The following is a 16,015-nucleotide window of genomic DNA, read 5'->3' as shown; positions in this document are numbered from 1 at the left end:
CTCTCCACCAGCGACAGCCTATGGGGCACACCCCTCCACCACCGCTTCGCGGCGGTCCCCCTCCCCATTCTGGGGAGGATTTGATACGCCCAGTCCATGAAAGCCGTCCTCCCCGCCCTCGCCCGCCCTTTGCTCGAACCGCACCTGCCCGCGGGCCTCGACATCGCCTGGTTCGCCAGCGCCCAGCAGGCGCGCGAGATGATCGCCGATGCCGACATCGCCTGGGTCGACATGCAACCGCCGAGCGAGACCGCCGCGGCGATCGCCGCCGGCCAGCGGCTGAAATGGGTATCCACCATCTACGCCGGCGTCGACGCGTTCGACCTGCCACGACTGAAGGCACTCGGGGCCGTGCTGACCAACGGCGCCGGGATCAACGCGGTCGCGGTCGCCGAATATGCCGTCATGGGCATGCTGGTCGCCGCCAAGCGCTACGACCAGGTCGTCCGCCAGGCCGACCGCCAGGAATGGACGATCGCCGCCCCCGGCACGGTCGAGCTGGAGGACACCTCCGCGCTCATCATCGGCTATGGCACGATCGGCCGGCTGATCGGCGACAGGCTCCGGGCGTTCGGCGTGCAGGTGACCGGCGTCACGCGAACCGGCCGCGACGATACGCTCACGCCCGACCAGTGGCGCGGCCGGATCGGCGCGTTCGACTGGATCGTCCTGGCCGCGCCCGCGACCACCGACACTCACGCGCTGATCGGCGCCGACGAGATCGCCGCGATGAAACCCGGCGCGTGGCTCATCAACATGGCACGCGGCGACATGGTCGATCAGGATGCACTGATCGCCGCGCTCTCGGCCCGCCGAATCGCCGGCGCCTTCCTCGACACCGTCACGCCCGAGCCGCTGCCGGCAGGGCATCCGCTATGGACGACGCCGAACGCGATCCATTCGATGCACCTGTCCGGGCGCAGCCAGACGCAGATGTTCCAGCGCGGGGCGGCGCTGTTCCTCCGGAACCTCTCGGCGTTCCTCTCGGGCAATCCGCTGCAAAATCGGGTCGATCTGGACGCAGGATATTGACGAACCGCCCCTTTCCCCGCCACCCCGGCCACGCACTTGGGGGAGCAGCATGCGCGGACAGGTACTTGGCGTCGATCGGACCACGGGCGACGGACAGATCGCAGGCGACGACGGACAGCGCTATCGCTTCCGGCCGGAGGACTGGAGCGACAAGCTCGGTCCCGCCGTCGGCGCTACCGTCGATTTCGACATCAACGAAAGCCGCGCGCTGAGCATCTATCACGTGCCGGGCAGCGTGCCCGCGCATGTCGCGCACGCCCCTGATCGGCCGCGCCGTCGCACCAATCGTAACAAGATCGTCGCGGCGCTGCTGGCGTTTTTCCTCGGGACGCTCGGCATCCACCGTTTCTACCTCGGGCGGACCGGCAGCGGCGTCGTCATGCTGATCCTCACCTGCACGCTGGTCGGCCTGCTGGTGACCGGCCTGTGGGCGTTCGTCGATTTTATCCGCTATCTCATCATGGACGATGCCGAATTCGACGCACGCTACAACCGTGATATGTGATTTACGCTGACAGCGTAAATTTACGCTTGCGTGGATTTACGCTGACGGCGTAAACGGCGGCGCATGACGACGCTCGCCGGTACAAAGATCCGCAAATTCCGTGAAGAACGTGGCCTCAGCCGCGCCGCCTTTGGCGCGTGGTTCGGGGCGGCGGGATCGACCGTGCAGGGTTGGGAAGAGGACGGCAAGCGCGCCGGCGCGCGTGTCGCCAACCAGATCGCGGCCAACGGCATCGCGCATCACGCCGACTGGGCGATCCCTCACGGAATTTCGGAGACCGACATGGCCGCGACCTGGACCCCCGACAGCTGGACCCGTGCCGAGGCGCGCCAGCTGCCGACCTATCCCGACGCCGCGGCGCTGGCCGCCGCGACCGACCAGCTGGCCAGCTTCCCGCCGCTCGTCTTCGCCGGCGAAGCCCGCAACCTGACCGCCGACCTGGCCGATGTCGCGGCGGGCAAGGCCTTCCTGCTGCAGGGTGGCGACTGCGCCGAAAGCTTCGCCGAATTCCACCCCAATACCATCCGCGACACCTTTCGCGTCATCCTGCAGATGGCGGTCGTCCTGACCTTTGCCTCGAAGCTGCCGGTGGTGAAGCTCGGCCGCATGGCCGGCCAGTTCGCCAAGCCACGCTCGGCCGACCTGGAGGATGTGGGCGGCGTCGAACTGCCCAGCTACCGCGGCGACATCGTCAACGACATCGCCTTCACCCCCGAAGGCCGCGCGCCCGATCCGCAGCGGATGATCCGGGCGTATTCGCAGTCGGCGGCGACGCTCAACCTGCTGCGCGCGTTCGCCAGCGGCGGCTATGCCAACCTGCACCAGGTCCACCGCTGGACGCACGACTTCATGGGCCGCTCGCCCTGGGCGGCGAAGTACGAGGACGTCGCCGACCGCATCGGCGAGGCGCTGGAGTTCATGGCTGCGTGCGGGATCGATGCCGAACGCGTACCGCAGCTGAAGGCGACCAGCTTCTACACCAGCCACGAAGCCCTGCTGCTGCGCTACGAGCAAGCCCTCACCCGCCAGGATTCGCTGACCGGCGACTGGTATGACACGTCCGCGCATTTCCTGTGGATCGGCGACCGCACGCGCTTCGAAGGGTCGGCGCATGTCGAATACCTCCGCGGCATCGGCAACCCGATCGGGATGAAGTGCGGGCCGAGCCTGGAGCCCGATGCACTGCTGCGGATGCTCGACACGCTGAACCCGGGCCGCGTGCCCGGGCGGATGACGCTCATCACCCGCTACGGCCACGATAAGATCGAAGCGGGCCTGCCCAAACTCGTCCGCGCGGTGCAGCGCGAGGGCCATCCGGTGGTCTGGAGCTGTGACCCGATGCACGGCAACGTCGTGAAGGCGGCCAACGGCTACAAGACGCGGCCGTTCGAGCGCATCCTGGCCGAAGTCCGCGGCTTCTTCGCGGTCCACCGCGCGGAAGGGTCGTTCGCCGGCGGCATCCACTGCGAGATGACCGGGCAGAACGTCACCGAATGCACCGGCGGCGCGGTCGACGTGACCGAACAGTCGCTCGCCGATCGCTACCACACGCACTGCGATCCTCGCCTGAACGCCGGGCAGAGCCTGGAGCTCGCCTTCCTGCTGGCGGAGATGCTCAACAACGAGATGAAGCACCGCCGCCCGGCAGAGGCGGCGCAGGCGGCGTAACGCCACCCGTGCCCCACGCTTGCGCGGCGGGGCACGGACGCCGTCAGGGCTTGGTCGGTGCGGGCACCTCGACCACCGGCAGCGCGCCGGCGGGTGCCGGCCGCACCTCGACCACCAGCGGCTTGCCGTTCGCCAGATATTTCCGCACCACATCGCGCACATCGGTGGCGGTGATCGCCCTGCGCCCGCTGATGTAGGTCCGCATCGACGCGATCCGCCGCGGATCGTCCAGGTCGCCGGCCAGGATCGCACTCCAGTAGCTGTTGCCGGCCAGCGCCCGCTGCGCTGCGCCGATCGCGGTTTCCTTGGCGCGCAGCAGATCGTCGGCGGCCGGGCCGTTGGCGGCGAGGTCGGCGATGATCGCATCCAGCGTGCTGCGGAACGCCGCCATCCGGTCAGGAGTCAGCTGTGCGCCGGCCATCAGCATCCCGAAATCGTCGAACCCGCGCAGTTCGTCCTGGCTGACGAACGGGGAATAGGTGCCGCCCTGCTTCTCGCGGAAATCATCGGTCAGCCGATCCTGGATGATCGCCGTCGCGATGTTGAGCGCGCGGCTGGCCGGCAGGTCGCCGAGGCCGCCCAGCGTCCGCCAGTTGACCGCCACGATCGCCTGGGTGGGGTCGCCGCGATGGTTCAGGATCAGCGGCTTGGCAGTCGGCAGCGGCGGGACCGGCTGGATCTTGAGCGGCGGCGCAGGCCGCGGCGGCAGCGCGCCGAACGTCGCGGCGACCGCGCGGATCACCGCGTCGCGATCGAAGTCGCCGACGACCGACACCCGCACCGGCCCTTCGCCCAGCACGCGCGTCCAATGGGCCTTGATCGCCGCGGCATCGGTGCCTGCGACCGCCCTGGCCGGCGGCAATACCGTGAAACGTTTGTCGTTGCCGTACAGCACCGGCAGCGCGAAGACCGCGAGGACCGATTGCGGCTGGCCGAAGATCGACCGGACCGACGCGGCGTAGGACGCGCGGAACCGCTCCACCATGATGGGATCGATCGTCGGTCGCTTGGCGACCGCGACCATGATGCGCAGGAGGTCGCCGACATCGCGCGGATTGGTGCCGCCCGACAGGACCGTCGCGTCGGTACGCGTCGCCAGCGAAAAACCGATCTGCCGCCCCGCCGCCAGCCGGGCGAGTTCGGGCGGCGTCGCCGCCCCGATCCCGCTCGCCAGCAGCACGCCGCTGCTCCAGTCCGGCAGTTGCGTATCGACCGGGCGGCCGGTCTGGCCGGTGCCGATCCGCACTTCCACGCCGATCGATTCGCGCGCGAAGTCGGTCTTTTTCATCGCGAGCTCGACGCCGTTGGCAAAGGTGACGCGGTCGATCCCGAACTCGGCGATGGGGCGCTCCCGCATCACCCGGCCGGGCGTCAGCGGCGGGCTGACCATGTCGAGCGTCACGGTGCGCACCGCGGCGACCGCGCCGCCTTCCGCCTTGCGCGCGGTCTCCAGTGCCGCGGCGACCGCAGCCTCGCCACCCTGAACCGGCGTGGGCGATACGATCAGAAACCGTGGGCGCGGGGCGAACATCGTCTTCAGCGCGGCGTTGACCGCAGCGGGCGTGATCGCAGGTTTCTGCGCAGCGAACAGGTCGGCGTAATATTGCCGCGTCGGCGACACGTCGTCGGTGTCGACATCCGACACAAGCCCGTTGGCGATCGTCGCGGATGGCCAGGTCTTGCTTGTCTCGATGCTGCGGCGCAGGCCGTCCGCCATGCTGGCGACCTGCTGGCCGATCTCGGCCCGGCCGATCGGCCCGGCAAGCGCCCGGTTCAGGACGCCGTACGCTTCCGTCAGCGCCGCCTGCCACTGCGCGCCGCGGACATTGACGCCCAGCGAGACGGTGTCCGACAGGCTGCGCTGCCGCGAAACGCCGGCGCCGGCCGACAGCATCGCCCCGCCCTTGCGCGCCTGTTCGACGAACCGCTGGTTCAGGACCATCAGCGCGATGCTGTCGAGATATTCCGCGCGCTGCCGCTCCGCGGTCATCCGGCCGGCGACATGCGGCGTCACCCAGGCGAGCTGCATCCCGGCCGATGCGTTGGCATCGCTGACCATCGCGATCCGCGACGCGGGCTCGACCGGGCTGCCGTAGGCGGGCTCGCTCGGTGCGGCGCCCGTGCCCTTCCACCCACCGAACTGCGCGGTGATGCGATCGACCATCGCTGCCGGATCCATGTCGCCGGTGACGACCATCACCGCCCGCTCGGGCCGATACCAGCGGCGGTGGAACGCGCGCAGTCGCTCGGCCGTGGCGCCGGCCAGCGTCGCCGGCGTCCCCGCCAGCTCGCGCCGGGACGCCAGCAGGCCCGCCTGCATCACGTCGCGCGTCGCATCGCGGACCTTCGTCACCAGCGGCGTCAGCCGCGCGGCGCGTTCGGCGAGCACGACGTTGCGTTCGATGTCGAGCAGCCGGGGATCGACCGCCGCATTCTGCATCATGTCGGCGAGCGTCCCCACCGCCTCGTCCAGCGAACCCGCGTCGTTGCGCGGCAGGTCGAGCATGTAGGTCGTCGCGCGATAGGTGGTCGACGCGTTGCTGTCCGACCCGAAGCTTGCCCCCAGCCGTTGCCACAGCTTCACCGCTTCGCCATCCGGCCGCGTCGGCGTGCCACGGAACGCCATATGCTCCAGCAGATGCGCCCAGCCCTGCTCGTCCTCCGCTTCCATCAGCGCACCGGCATCGATGCGCAGCCGGATCGCGACCGTACCCGGCGGCGTGGCATTCCGCCGAACCGCATAGCGCAGGCCGTTGGGAAGAATACCCATGGTCCACGCCGGATCCGCCGGGATATCGCTGCCCCGGTGCAGCCAGTTCTCCAGCGGAACGGGCGCCGAACGCGCCGGCCCCGGCGGGAGTGTCTGTGCCGTGAGCGGCGCGGCGACGAGAGCGAGGAGCGGCAGCGAGGCAAGGACACGAATACGCAGGGGCGAGGTCACGATTTATCCGATCAGCGGGCTCCGCAACGACGGCACCGGCAAGAGAGAAGCCGACGGCCGGCGTGATTCGCGCGGGGCCGGTGTCGCTCCACCGTAGAAGGCGCCACCCTGCCCGCCCAGCCCCGAACCGGCGCGGCACCGAACACACCGCCTTGACGTCCGCCACGACACCCCGTAATGGGCCCCCTCCCGCAAACGGCCCCTTCGTCTAGCGGTTAGGACGTCGCCCTCTCACGGCGAAAACACGAGTTCGATTCTCGTAGGGGTCACCAGCGTCGCGACATCACCGGAAACGGCCCCGCGTCAACGTTGCTGCGCGCTTGCCACATTCAATCGAGCCGACACCCGCAGCGCAGCGATCGCGGCGGCGAGATCGGCCTTTACGAACGGCTTGGTCAGCCGCGCGATCGTGGGGTCGATCCCGCCCTCCTCGGCATAGCCGGAAATCAGCAGCAGGCGCGCTTCCGGATACGCCGCACGTATCTGTCCAAGGAACTGCGACCCGGTCATCTGCGGCATGACATGGTCGGACACGACCAGGTCCGGTGTCGTCCCCCCGTCGATCGCCGCCAGCGCGTCGCGGGCCGTGGCAAAGGTGCGAACCCGGAATCCCAGGTCGAACAGCATCTCCGCCGTCGCTTCGCGGACCGCATCGTCGTCATCGACCAGGATCGCCGAGCCTCCGCTCTGCGCCGCGGGCAGGACCTCGACCGGCGCGGCGATCGTGGCGACCGCGGCGCTTTCGGGCAGCCACAGCGCGATCTGCGTGCCCGCGCCTGGCGCACTGTCGATGGTCAGCGCGCCGCCCAGCTGCGCGGCGAGCCCGTGCGCCATCGACAGGCCGAGCCCGGTCCCGCGGCCGACGCCCTTGGTCGAGAAGAATGGCTCGATCGCGCGTTGTTGCGTCTCGGCATCCATGCCCACGCCGGTATCGGACACGCGGATGCACACGTAGCGCCCCGGTGGAAGCGGCGCGGGCGTTGCCGGATCGATCGCGACGCTCGTCACCGCGATGGTCAACCGGCCGCCGTCCGGCATCGCATCGCGGGCATTCACGCTCAGGTTGAGCACCGCCATTTCGAGCTGGCCCGGATCGACCAGGGCGCAGGCACCGGCGGGATCGGCCTCTACCGCGATGGCGATCTTCGGGCCAACCGAACCGTCGACCAGTTCCGCCATCTCCGCGACCAGGGTCGCGACATCGACGACCTGCAATTGCAGCGGCTGGCGGCGGGCAAAGGACAGCAGGCGCTGGACCAATGTCTTGGCGCGCTCGGCCGATTGCAGTGCGCCGGCGACCAGCCGCGCGTCGCGCGGATCGGCCAGCCCCTTGTGATGCAGCCGGTCGAGCGCGCCCATGATCGGGGTCAGCAGGTTGTTGAAATCATGCGCGACGCCACCGGTCAGCTGGCCCATCGCCTCCATGCGCTGGGCGTGGCGCAACGCGTCCTCCGCCTGTTGCAGCTCGCGCGTGCGGGCCTCCACCCGAGCCTCCAGGCTGGCATTCAGGTCGCGCAGGTCGGCTTCCGCTGCGATCCGGTCGATGACCAGGCGGATCCGCTCGACCACCTCTTCCATGAACGCCACCTCATCGGGTCGCCACTCGCGGCGGCGGCGGTCGTTCAGGTAGACGATCGTTCGCAGCTGGCCATGGCGGACGAACGGCACGACCAGGATGGCGCGGGTGTCCACGCGACGAGCGGTTGCGTGCGCCATCGGTTCATCACTCATCGGCGCGCGCATGACGTCGCCGATCGCGACCGTCTCACCTGCGGTCAGCGCCGCGACGATCCGTTCGCCGAATGCCGCTGCGGGAAAGCGCCCGAGCAGCGATTTCACCGCGCCATCGGTCCAGCACACGCGATAGTCGAACGCGCCGGCGTCCGCATCCAGGTCGGCAAAGCCCGTCCGGACCACGTCGAAATGCTCGCCCAGCAACGCGGCGATTCGGCGCAAGGCTTCATCAGCATCGTGTCCGCGCAGGATGTCGGCAATGGTCAGGCGCAGCGTCGCGCGCGCCTCGCGCCGTGCCGACCGGCGATAGACCCGGTCCAGCTGGACCGCGCCCAGCGACATGAGCAGGACCAGCATCGTCAGTGCGCTGATGCCGAGGGCGATGTAGCTCTGGTCCATGCCCGCCGCCCCGTGCGCCGCATCTGTCCCCGGCGCCATGGTGAAGACGGCGGCGTACATCCCGGCAAAATGCATCCCCGCAATCGCGAAGCCCATGACGACCGCCGCCAGGATGCGCCGGCCGATCCGTTGTTCGCGCGAGGCAAGCCAGGTCGCAGCGGTGGCGGCGACCAGCGCGATGGCGATCGACAGGCCGACCCACAACGGATCGTAGCGGATGGTCGCCGGCATCCGCATCGCCGCCATGCCGATGTAATGCATCGCGGTCGTGCCGCTGCCGATCAGCAATCCGGCGATGCCGATTTCAGTCTTCGTCGGCTGTGGCCAGTCGACCAGCGCGAAGCCCGCCGCCGTGCACCCGATGGCGACTCCCAGCGACACCAGGGTCAGCCCGACGTCGTAGCTCATCGCCATGCCCGGCACGACGAACGCCAGCATCGCGACGAAGTGCATCGACCAGATGCCGCCGCCAAGCGCGATGGCGGCAGCGGCCAGCCACAGCCCGCGACGTCGCCCGCGGGCGACGCGAATGCGGCCCGCGAGACTGAGCGCAGTGAACGACGCAAGTATGGCCACCGCGATCGACACCATCACCAGGACGGCATCGTGCGTGCCGGTAACGATCCCCCCTGGCATCGCCTTGCCTCAATCTCCCGTTCCGGACGATATCGCCCGCGGCTGCTATGCAGGCTCGCTCGCGCCTGTCAAACCCGCGCCCGATCGCGCGCCCGGGTGTTTGGCCACACGGTGCCATTCGCACAAGCCGGTGGACAGGCCGGAAATGCGCGGTATCGCGTGAGTCATGGCCGCCAAGAGACCCGCCCGCCCCGCCCTGTACGCGCTTGCCGGAACACTCGCCGCCGTCGCGATCGGCGGCGCCGCGGTCCTGCTCCACCGTCGCTATGCCAGGCGCGCCGACAGCATCGAGCCGCGCCACATGCCCGGTTCCGCCTCCGACATCCATGTCGCGGGCGGCCGGCCGGTCAACCATCACTGACGCGTCGGTCGGGCGATCACGGCTGCGCGGATTGCAGCGCCGCGATCAGCGCGGGCTCGTCGCCCCTGGCGATCTGCGCGCCATAGACGGTCCGCATCTTGTCGATCGTCGCCGCCCATTTTTCCGCCGGCAGTTTGGGCTGGGTAGTGATCATCTCGACCGAATGACAGGCGAGACAGGTCCGCTCGATCCGCGCGAGGTCGCTGCCGCCGAGCTTGGGCGCAGGGTCGTCGGGCAGTGCGATGCGCACGACCGCATCGGCCTTGGGCGCGGGCGACGCCGCGGGCTCGCTTCCGCAGGCGACCAGTGTCAGCGCGATCAGGGGAGCCAGCCGCCTCATGCCGCGCGCACCGCAATGCTCTCGATCCGGTTGTCCATGTACCCGCCGGGGTTCCAGATCGGCGCGTTCGTCTGAACCACGCCGTCACTGTTGGTGCAACGGACCGCGAGGCGGTAGCTGCCGGGAGCGACACCCGCCCCGGTCATCTCCCACCGGCGGAAGCCATAGCGGCCCATGTCCGGCCCCAGCTGCGCACGGTGCCAGCTGCGCCCGCCGTTCATCGACAGCTCGACCGCGCGCACGCCCGTCGCGCCGCCGAAGGCGATGCCGCGCACCGCGAACGGCGTCCGCGCGACGATGGCATCGCCGTCGGCCAGGTTGGTGACGAACGCGCGCGGGTTCATGGCGTGAATCGGCTCGGTCGGAAAATCCTTGGCGCCCGGCACGACGCTCGCGCGCGGTGCGGTCGGGATGCGGTACGCCTTTTCCATCCAATACTGGCTGTCCGGGCTCGCCAGCACTTCGATGCTGCTCAGCGCCTTGATCCAATAGGTCGAATACCAGCCCGGCACGACCAGCCGCAGCGGATAGCCGTTCAGCATCGGCAGTCGCTCGTCGTTCATCGCGAACGCCAGCATGACCTCTCCGTCGCGGGCGTGATCGATCGCCAGCGATTTCAGGAACGGCGGGGCTCCCGGCGGCGGCCGGTCGAGCCCGCCGAAGCGCACCGCCACCGCGCCGGGCAGGACGCCTGCGCGGTCGAGCACGTCGCGCAACCGCACGCCGCCCCAGCGCGCATTGCCCATCGCGCCGTGCCCCCATTGCGCGCCGGGCACGCGCGGGCTGAAATATCCGCGCGAATTGCCCGAACACTGGTTGACCGCGGCAATCTCGAACCGCGGCATCGCCATCAGGTTGGCGAGCGACAGGCTGAGGCGTTGCCGCACCGCGCCGCCGACGGCCACGCGGTGCCGCGCGCCGTCGATCGCCAGCGGGATGTCGGCGTAATGCCACCGCACGAAGAAGCGGTCGTTGGGCGTGAATACACCGTCGTCGAACACCGCCATCGGTGTCTCCAGCAGCGGCGCGCGGGTGCGCTGGAGAATCATCGTCCCTTTTTCCGGGAACGCGCTCGTCATCGCCCGTGCGCCGTTGCCGCCGGGCAGCTTCAGGTCGAACAGCGCCTGGGCAAGCGCGGGCGTGCCCGCCGCGGCACCACCGGCCGCAAGCAGGCGCAGGGCATGACGTCGATCGAACGCTTCCATGCCGCCATCAGACCAGAGCCGCCGCACGCAGGCAAGCCGCACCGCTCACCGCGCGAGATAGGCCGCCAGATCGTCGGGCCGGTTGATGTTGGCGAGGCCCAGCGCCGGCACCGTCCGCGCGTCGCAATCCCGCGCCCATGCCCGCAGCGACCGGTCGTCGCTTGCGCCCAGAAACGCATCGATCCGGTCCGCCAGCGCCGCTGGCCAGAGCCCGATGACCGGACAATCCGCGACCACCGCCGGGGCAGGCGCCAGCCGGGTGGAGAGATCGTCGGGGATATCCGGCACGTCGCAGGGCACGGTCAGGACGTTCGCAAAGCCGTCTTCCGCCGCCACCCGCAGCGCCGCGGCGATGCCGCCCAGCGGCCCCAGGTTCGCCGCGGGCCGGTCGGGAACGCAGCGATAGGTCGCCAACACTCGCCCGCAGACGACGACCGCATCGCACCGGTCCGCCAGCCGCGCGGCGATCCGGTCGATCAGCCGCACACCATCCACCTCGACCAGCGCCTTGTCCTGCCCGAACCGCCGCGCCTGACCGCCAGCCAGGATCGCGCCCAGCATCATGTCGAGAGCAGCGCGTCGGCGCGCACCAGCACCCGCAGCGGCAGGCCCGCGGCACCCGCCCGCGCGACCGCGAGCGCGGTCGGTGCGGAGATCGTCGCCAGCAGCGGGCAGTCGCCGAGCACCGCCTTCTCGACCAGTTCGTAGGAACACCGCGAGGTCAGCAGCGCAAATCCGCCGTCCCAGCCGAGTCCCTGGCGTCGCATTGCGCCGATCAGCTTGTCGAACGCATTGTGCCGACCGACATCCTCGCGCACCAGCCGGATCGCCCCGTCCGCGCCGCACAGGGCCGCAGCATGGACGCCGCCGGTGCGTGCGTTCAGCGGCTGGCGATCGGCAAGGTCGCCGCGCGCGCGAAACACCGCAGCATCGTCGGCTCGCGACAGCGCCGTGACACGCGGCAACGGCCGCATCGCCTGTTCAAGGTTCTCGACACCGCACAACCCGCAGGAGGATTCGGACGTCCGGTGCCGCACCCGCGCCGCTACCGCCTCGGCGCCGGCGGCATCCAGCGTCAGCCGCACGAGCCACCCGCCAAGCGTCGTGGCGGCGTGGCAATCGACCTCGACCGGCGCCGCCCCCGCCAGCAATCGCTCCGATGCGGCGAAGCCCACCGCCAGATCCTCCAGATAGTCGGGCGTGGCCATCAGCACCGCATAGCCGATACCGTTCACTTCGATCGCGATCGGGACTTCCTCGGCCAGCACCCGCTCGACGGGACCGCGCGTGCCGTCCGCGGCGACGCGGGTCAGGGTCATGCCGCGAGCATCGCCGCCACCCGCGCCGTCAGCGTGTCGAGCGCAAAGGGCTTGGTCACCAGCGCCATGTTGTCAGGCAACTGCTCCGATCCGATCACTGCCTGCTCGGCATAACCCGTCACGAACACGATCTTCAGCGCGGGCCGGTCACGCAACGCCGCATCGGCGACCTGCCGCCCGTTCATGCCGCCCGTCAGCCCGACATCGGTCAGGACCAGGTCGATCGCGTCGCCGTCACGGTCGAGCACGGCTAACGCCTCCGCGCCGTTCTGCGCGGTCAGCACGCGGTGGCCCCGGTCGGTCAGCGCCTCGGCCATCAGTGTCCGCACCGCCTGTTCGTCGTCGACGACCAGGATCGTGCGTGCCGATGCCGCCATCGCCTGCGGCCGTTCGCCGGGGACCTCGGCGGACGGAATGACGACGGAGCGCGGCAGGTAGAGGTAGACGCACGTTCCCTCCCCCTCGCGGCTCTCGATCCGGATCTGCCCGCCCGATTGGCGGACGAAGCCGTAGACCATCGACAGGCCCAGCCCCGTGCCTACGCCCAGCGGCTTGGTCGTGTAGAACGGGTCGAACGCGCGGCGACGGACCTCGTCCGACATGCCGATTCCGGTGTCGGCGACGCTGATCGCCAGGTAATCGCCCGCGCGCATCTGGCGGGCGCGCGCGGTCCGTTCGTCGACGGTCCGGTTGCGCGATTCGATGCGCATCGTGCCGCCGCCCGGCATCGCATCCCGCGCATTGATGCAGAGGTTCAGCAGTGCGTTTTCCAGCTGATTCGAATCGACCAGGATCGGCCAGCCATCGGCCTGCAGGTCGAGATCGACGGGATGCGACGGGCCGACCGTGCGCCGCAACAGGTCGGCGATCCCGTCGATCAAGGCATTGCCGTCGGTCGGCTTGGGGTCGAGCGTCTGGCGGCGCGAAAAGGCGAGCAGCCGGTGGGTCAGCGCCGCGGCGCGCGTCACGCTTTCGTTCGCGATGTCGACATAGCGCGGCAGCGCATCGACCCGCCCCTGGCCGATCCGGACGCCCATCATCTCGATCGCGCCCGACACGCCGGTCAGCAGATTGTTCAGGTCATGCGCCAGGCCGCCCGTCAACTGACCGACCGCCTCCATCTTCGCCGACTGGCGCAGATTCTCCTCGGCGATCATCAGGTCGCGGGTCCGCGCCTCGACTTCGGCCTCCAGCGACGCGTTGAGCTGCGCGAGCTCGGTTTCGGTCCGGCGACGCTCGACCGCGTGGCGCGTGCGTTGCGCGACTTCCTTCACGAACGCGATCTCGCCCTCGCTCCATGCACGCGGGACGTCGTCGTTGACGACCAGCAGCGCGACGAAGCTGCCGTCCTCGACGATCGGCAGGTTGATGAGCGCCTGGACGCCCAGCGCGACGATCGCGTCGGCATGGTCCGCCGTCCGCGGGTCGGCCCGGACATCGCCGATCTCGACCACGTCTCCGCGCTTCAGATCGTCGATGAATGTGCCGTAGTCGCGAAAGTACAGGAGTGGCGGCAACGGATCGGCGCCCTTCGCGCACCAGTGCGGCCCCATGTCGATCGTCTCGGCAACGGGATCGATCCGTCCATAGCCCGCCCGCGCGACGCCCAGCGTACGGCCCAGGATGTCCGACGCCGCTTGCGCCAGATCCGCCGCATCGCCGGGATCGCGCAGGCGGTCGTTCAGCTCGACCAGCGCCGTCAGCCGCATCTCCTGCCGGCGCCGGGCATCGATGTCGAAGATGGCGCCGGGGAAGTAGCGCGGTCGCCCGTCCGGTGTCCGGTTGACCCGGCCCTGGGCCAACACCCAGACATAGCGCCCATCCGCCACCCGCAGACGGTATTCGCAGGAATAGGGCGCACGCCCGGCGACGGCATTGTCCATCGCGCTGCGGATGTGCGCGCGATCGTCGGGATGGACATGCTCGATGACGCGGTCGCCGGGCAGGCCGTCGGCCGCTTCCGCGACGGCGACCCCCATCATGCGTGCGAGCCGCCCATCCAGGGTCACCCGGCCGCTTTCGAGATCCCAGCCCCAGCTGCCGACGCTGAACGGCATCGCCGCATCGCTGTCGAGCAGCCCCGCAGCACTGCGTTCGATCTCGATCGCCGCCTGCCGGGCCAGCGCCTCCAGCGCGATCGCCTGCGCGGGCGTCAGGTCGATCAGCCGCGGCCTGGTATCGATCGCGCACACGCTGCCGACCGCCACGCCGTCGTTGGTGACGATCGGAAAGCCCGCATAGGACCGGATATGCGGATCGCCGGTGACCAGCGCCATGTCGCGGGTCCGCGGATCGCTCGCCAGGTCGTGGATCACGAACAGCCGGGTCTGGCGGATGGCCAGCGCGCAGACCGACGTGTCGAGCGGCGTCTCGTCGACATCGACCCCGTCACGCGCCTTGAACCACTGGCGGTCGCGGTCGATCAGGCTGACGAGGGCGATCGGCACGTCGAGCAGGGCCCGGACCGCCGCCACGATCGCATCGAACCGCGGCTCGGGCGGCGTGTCGAGAATACCCGTGCGCTGAAACGTGGTCAGGCGCGACCATTCGTCGGACGCGGCTGGGATCGCCAGCGTCATTTCGCGTCGCTGTCCGGGCCGGGGATAACCATCGAAAACCATTCTTGATCGGGATCAATCACGCAGTGGGGCTTGCCGCGCGAACGAACCTATCGCAAGCGAGTTGCAACGAAGACGATGTTTTGAGGAGAGTTTTCATGGACGCGACGCTCGATTTCGGGCTTGGCGAGAACGCGGACATGATCCGCGACACGACCCAGCGCTACGCCAGCGACCGCATCGCGCCGATCGCGGCAGAGGTCGACGAGAGCAACCGGTTCCCGCAGGAACTCTGGCCCGAGATGGGCGAGCTCGGCCTGCACGGTATCACCGTCGAGGAGGAATTCGGCGGTCTCGGCCTCGGTTACCTCGAACATTGCGTGGCGATGGAGGAAATCAGTCGCGCATCCGCATCGGTCGGCCTCAGCTATGGCGCGCATTCCAACCTGTGCATCAACCAGATCCGCCGCTGGGGCAATGCGGAGCAGAAGGCCCGCTATCTCCCCAAGCTGATCTCGGGCGAACATGTCGGCAGCCTGGCGATGTCGGAAGCCGGCTCAGGGAGCGACGTCGTCTCGATGAAGCTGAAGGCAGAGGCCAGGGGCAACGACCGCTACGTTTTGAACGGCACCAAATTCTGGATCACCAATTCCCCCACCGCCTCGACCCTGGTCGTCTATGCCAAGACCGATCCGGCTGCGGGCCCGAAGGGCATCACCGCCTTCCTGATCGAACGCGACATGCCGGGCTTCTCGGTCAGCAAGAAGCTCGACAAGATGGGAATGCGCGGATCGGACACCGCCGAACTGGTGTTCGAGGATTGCGAAGTCCCGGTCGAAAACGTGATGGGCAAGGTCGGTGAAGGCGCCAAGGTCCTGATGTCGGGCCTGGATTACGAACGCGCCGTGCTCGCCGCGGGGCCGATCGGCATCATGCAGGCCTGCCTCGACGTCGTCCTGCCGTACGTCCGCGACCGCAAGCAGTTCGGTACGCCGATCGGCCAGTTCCAGTTGATGCAGGCCAAGATCGCCGACATGTACGTCGCGCTCAATTCAGCGCGCGCCTATGTCTACGCCGTCGCCCGCGCGTGCGATTCGGGCAAGACCACCCGCTTCGACGCCGCCGGCGCGATCCTGCTGGCAAGCGAAAATGCGGTGAAGACCTCGCTGGAGGCGATCCAGGCGCTGGGCGGGGCAGGCTACACCAAGGAGTGGCCGGTCGAACGCTTCCTGCGCGATGCCAAGCTGTACGACATCGGCGCGGGCACGAACGAAATCCGCCGCTACCTGATCGGACGGGAACTGATCGGAAGCTGAC

The 16,015-nt window shown here is 69.3% G+C and carries 12 protein-coding genes and 1 tRNA gene; 6 read left to right on the top strand and 7 right to left on the bottom strand.

From position 1 onward, the window contains the following. The first annotated feature begins 96 nt into the window (after positions 1-96). The 3 genes from ASE86_RS07505 (at position 97) to ASE86_RS07495 (ending at position 3,205) form a co-directional block, all read left to right on the top strand. A complete protein-coding gene (locus tag ASE86_RS07505; protein ID WP_056424150.1) occupies positions 97-1,032 on the top strand; it encodes a D-2-hydroxyacid dehydrogenase in 936 nt (311 codons plus the stop codon). 49 nt (positions 1,033-1,081) lie between these two features. Beyond that, positions 1,082-1,537: a TM2 domain-containing protein gene (locus ASE86_RS07500; protein WP_056424148.1), complete on the top strand. Its 456-nt coding sequence runs from the start codon at positions 1,082-1,084 to the stop codon at positions 1,535-1,537. Positions 1,538-1,819: 282 nt separating this feature from the next. Further along, a complete protein-coding gene (locus ASE86_RS07495) occupies positions 1,820-3,205 on the top strand; it encodes a class II 3-deoxy-7-phosphoheptulonate synthase (RefSeq protein WP_056426816.1) in 1,386 nt (461 codons plus the stop codon). 43 nt (positions 3,206-3,248) lie between these two features. Here ASE86_RS07495 and ASE86_RS07490 read toward each other — a convergent pair whose 3' ends face one another. Beyond that, the gene (locus tag ASE86_RS07490; RefSeq protein WP_056424147.1) at positions 3,249-6,146 is read right to left on the bottom strand and encodes a M16 family metallopeptidase; all 2,898 of its coding nucleotides are present in this window, start codon (positions 6,144-6,146) and stop codon (positions 3,249-3,251) included. 197 nt (positions 6,147-6,343) lie between these two features. Here ASE86_RS07490 and ASE86_RS07485 point away from each other — a divergent pair. Continuing rightward, positions 6,344-6,418: transfer RNA gene (locus ASE86_RS07485), tRNA-Glu, on the top strand. Between the two features lie 31 nt (positions 6,419-6,449). Here ASE86_RS07485 and ASE86_RS07480 read toward each other — a convergent pair. Then, positions 6,450-8,915, bottom strand: coding sequence for an MHYT domain-containing protein (locus ASE86_RS07480; protein WP_056424144.1), 2,466 nt, complete (start codon positions 8,913-8,915; stop codon positions 6,450-6,452). A 166-nt stretch (positions 8,916-9,081) separates the two neighbouring features. Here ASE86_RS07480 and ASE86_RS07475 point away from each other — a divergent pair, with 166 nt between their 5' ends. Then, positions 9,082-9,276, top strand: a complete 195-nt coding sequence (locus ASE86_RS07475; protein ID WP_056424142.1) for a hypothetical protein — start codon at positions 9,082-9,084, stop codon at positions 9,274-9,276. Positions 9,277-9,292: 16 nt separating this feature from the next. On the opposite strand, the gene ASE86_RS07470 is transcribed toward ASE86_RS07475, so the two are convergent. The 5 genes from ASE86_RS07470 to ASE86_RS07450 are packed head-to-tail and all read right to left on the bottom strand — an operon-like array spanning position 9,293 to position 14,719. Beyond that, positions 9,293-9,616, bottom strand: coding sequence for a hypothetical protein (locus ASE86_RS07470; protein ID WP_056424140.1), 324 nt, complete (start codon positions 9,614-9,616; stop codon positions 9,293-9,295). Next, positions 9,613-10,821: a molybdopterin-dependent oxidoreductase gene (locus tag ASE86_RS07465; protein WP_156347061.1), complete on the bottom strand. Its 1,209-nt coding sequence runs from the start codon at positions 10,819-10,821 to the stop codon at positions 9,613-9,615. The genes ASE86_RS07470 and ASE86_RS07465 overlap by 4 nt, the downstream gene beginning before the upstream one ends. Before the next feature lie 45 nt (positions 10,822-10,866). Next, on the bottom strand, positions 10,867-11,385 hold the full coding sequence (locus ASE86_RS07460; protein ID WP_056424135.1) for a molybdenum cofactor guanylyltransferase: 519 nt from the start codon (positions 11,383-11,385) through the stop codon (positions 10,867-10,869). Continuing rightward, entirely contained in the window at positions 11,382-12,140 is a 759-nt protein-coding gene (locus tag ASE86_RS07455; protein WP_056424133.1) for a formate dehydrogenase accessory sulfurtransferase FdhD, read from the bottom strand. Before ASE86_RS07455 ends, ASE86_RS07460 begins: the two co-directional genes overlap by 4 nt. Beyond that, the gene (locus tag ASE86_RS07450; protein ID WP_162233318.1) at positions 12,137-14,719 is read right to left on the bottom strand and encodes a GAF domain-containing protein; all 2,583 of its coding nucleotides are present in this window, start codon (positions 14,717-14,719) and stop codon (positions 12,137-12,139) included. The genes ASE86_RS07455 and ASE86_RS07450 overlap by 4 nt, the downstream gene beginning before the upstream one ends. A 137-nt stretch (positions 14,720-14,856) precedes the next feature. On the opposite strand from ASE86_RS07450, the gene ASE86_RS07445 reads away from it, so the two are divergent. After that, positions 14,857-16,014: an isovaleryl-CoA dehydrogenase gene (locus tag ASE86_RS07445; RefSeq protein WP_056424130.1), complete on the top strand. Its 1,158-nt coding sequence runs from the start codon at positions 14,857-14,859 to the stop codon at positions 16,012-16,014. The last annotated feature ends 1 nt before the right edge of the window (position 16,015 follow it).

Origin of the sequence: Sphingomonas sp. Leaf33 (assembly GCF_001421785.1) — a bacterium.
In the GTDB taxonomy this organism is placed as follows: domain Bacteria; phylum Pseudomonadota; class Alphaproteobacteria; order Sphingomonadales; family Sphingomonadaceae; genus Sphingomonas.
This window is presented reverse-complemented; position numbering and strand designations above follow the sequence as displayed.

What these genes read in the sequence shown, in the direction of transcription:
- ASE86_RS07505 (WP_056424150.1), top strand. Translation starts at nt 97, where the DNA reads ATGAAAGCCGTCCTCCCCGCCCTCGCCCGCCCTTTGCTCGAACCGCAC.
- ASE86_RS07500 (WP_056424148.1), top strand. Translation starts at nt 1,082, where the DNA reads ATGCGCGGACAGGTACTTGGCGTCGATCGGACCACGGGCGACGGACAG.
- ASE86_RS07495 (WP_056426816.1), top strand. Translation starts at nt 1,820, where the DNA reads ATGGCCGCGACCTGGACCCCCGACAGCTGGACCCGTGCCGAGGCGCGC.
- ASE86_RS07480 (WP_056424144.1), bottom strand. Translation starts at nt 8,915, where the DNA reads ATGCCAGGGGGGATCGTTACCGGCACGCACGATGCCGTCCTGGTGATG.
- ASE86_RS07475 (WP_056424142.1), top strand. Translation starts at nt 9,082, where the DNA reads ATGGCCGCCAAGAGACCCGCCCGCCCCGCCCTGTACGCGCTTGCCGGA.
- ASE86_RS07470 (WP_056424140.1), bottom strand. Translation starts at nt 9,616, where the DNA reads ATGAGGCGGCTGGCTCCCCTGATCGCGCTGACACTGGTCGCCTGCGGA.
- ASE86_RS07465 (WP_156347061.1), bottom strand. Translation starts at nt 10,821, where the DNA reads ATGGAAGCGTTCGATCGACGTCATGCCCTGCGCCTGCTTGCGGCCGGT.
- ASE86_RS07460 (WP_056424135.1), bottom strand. Translation starts at nt 11,385, where the DNA reads ATGATGCTGGGCGCGATCCTGGCTGGCGGTCAGGCGCGGCGGTTCGGG.
- ASE86_RS07455 (WP_056424133.1), bottom strand. Translation starts at nt 12,140, where the DNA reads ATGACCCTGACCCGCGTCGCCGCGGACGGCACGCGCGGTCCCGTCGAG.
- ASE86_RS07450 (WP_162233318.1), bottom strand. Translation starts at nt 14,719, where the DNA reads ATGACGCTGGCGATCCCAGCCGCGTCCGACGAATGGTCGCGCCTGACC.
- ASE86_RS07445 (WP_056424130.1), top strand. Translation starts at nt 14,857, where the DNA reads ATGGACGCGACGCTCGATTTCGGGCTTGGCGAGAACGCGGACATGATC.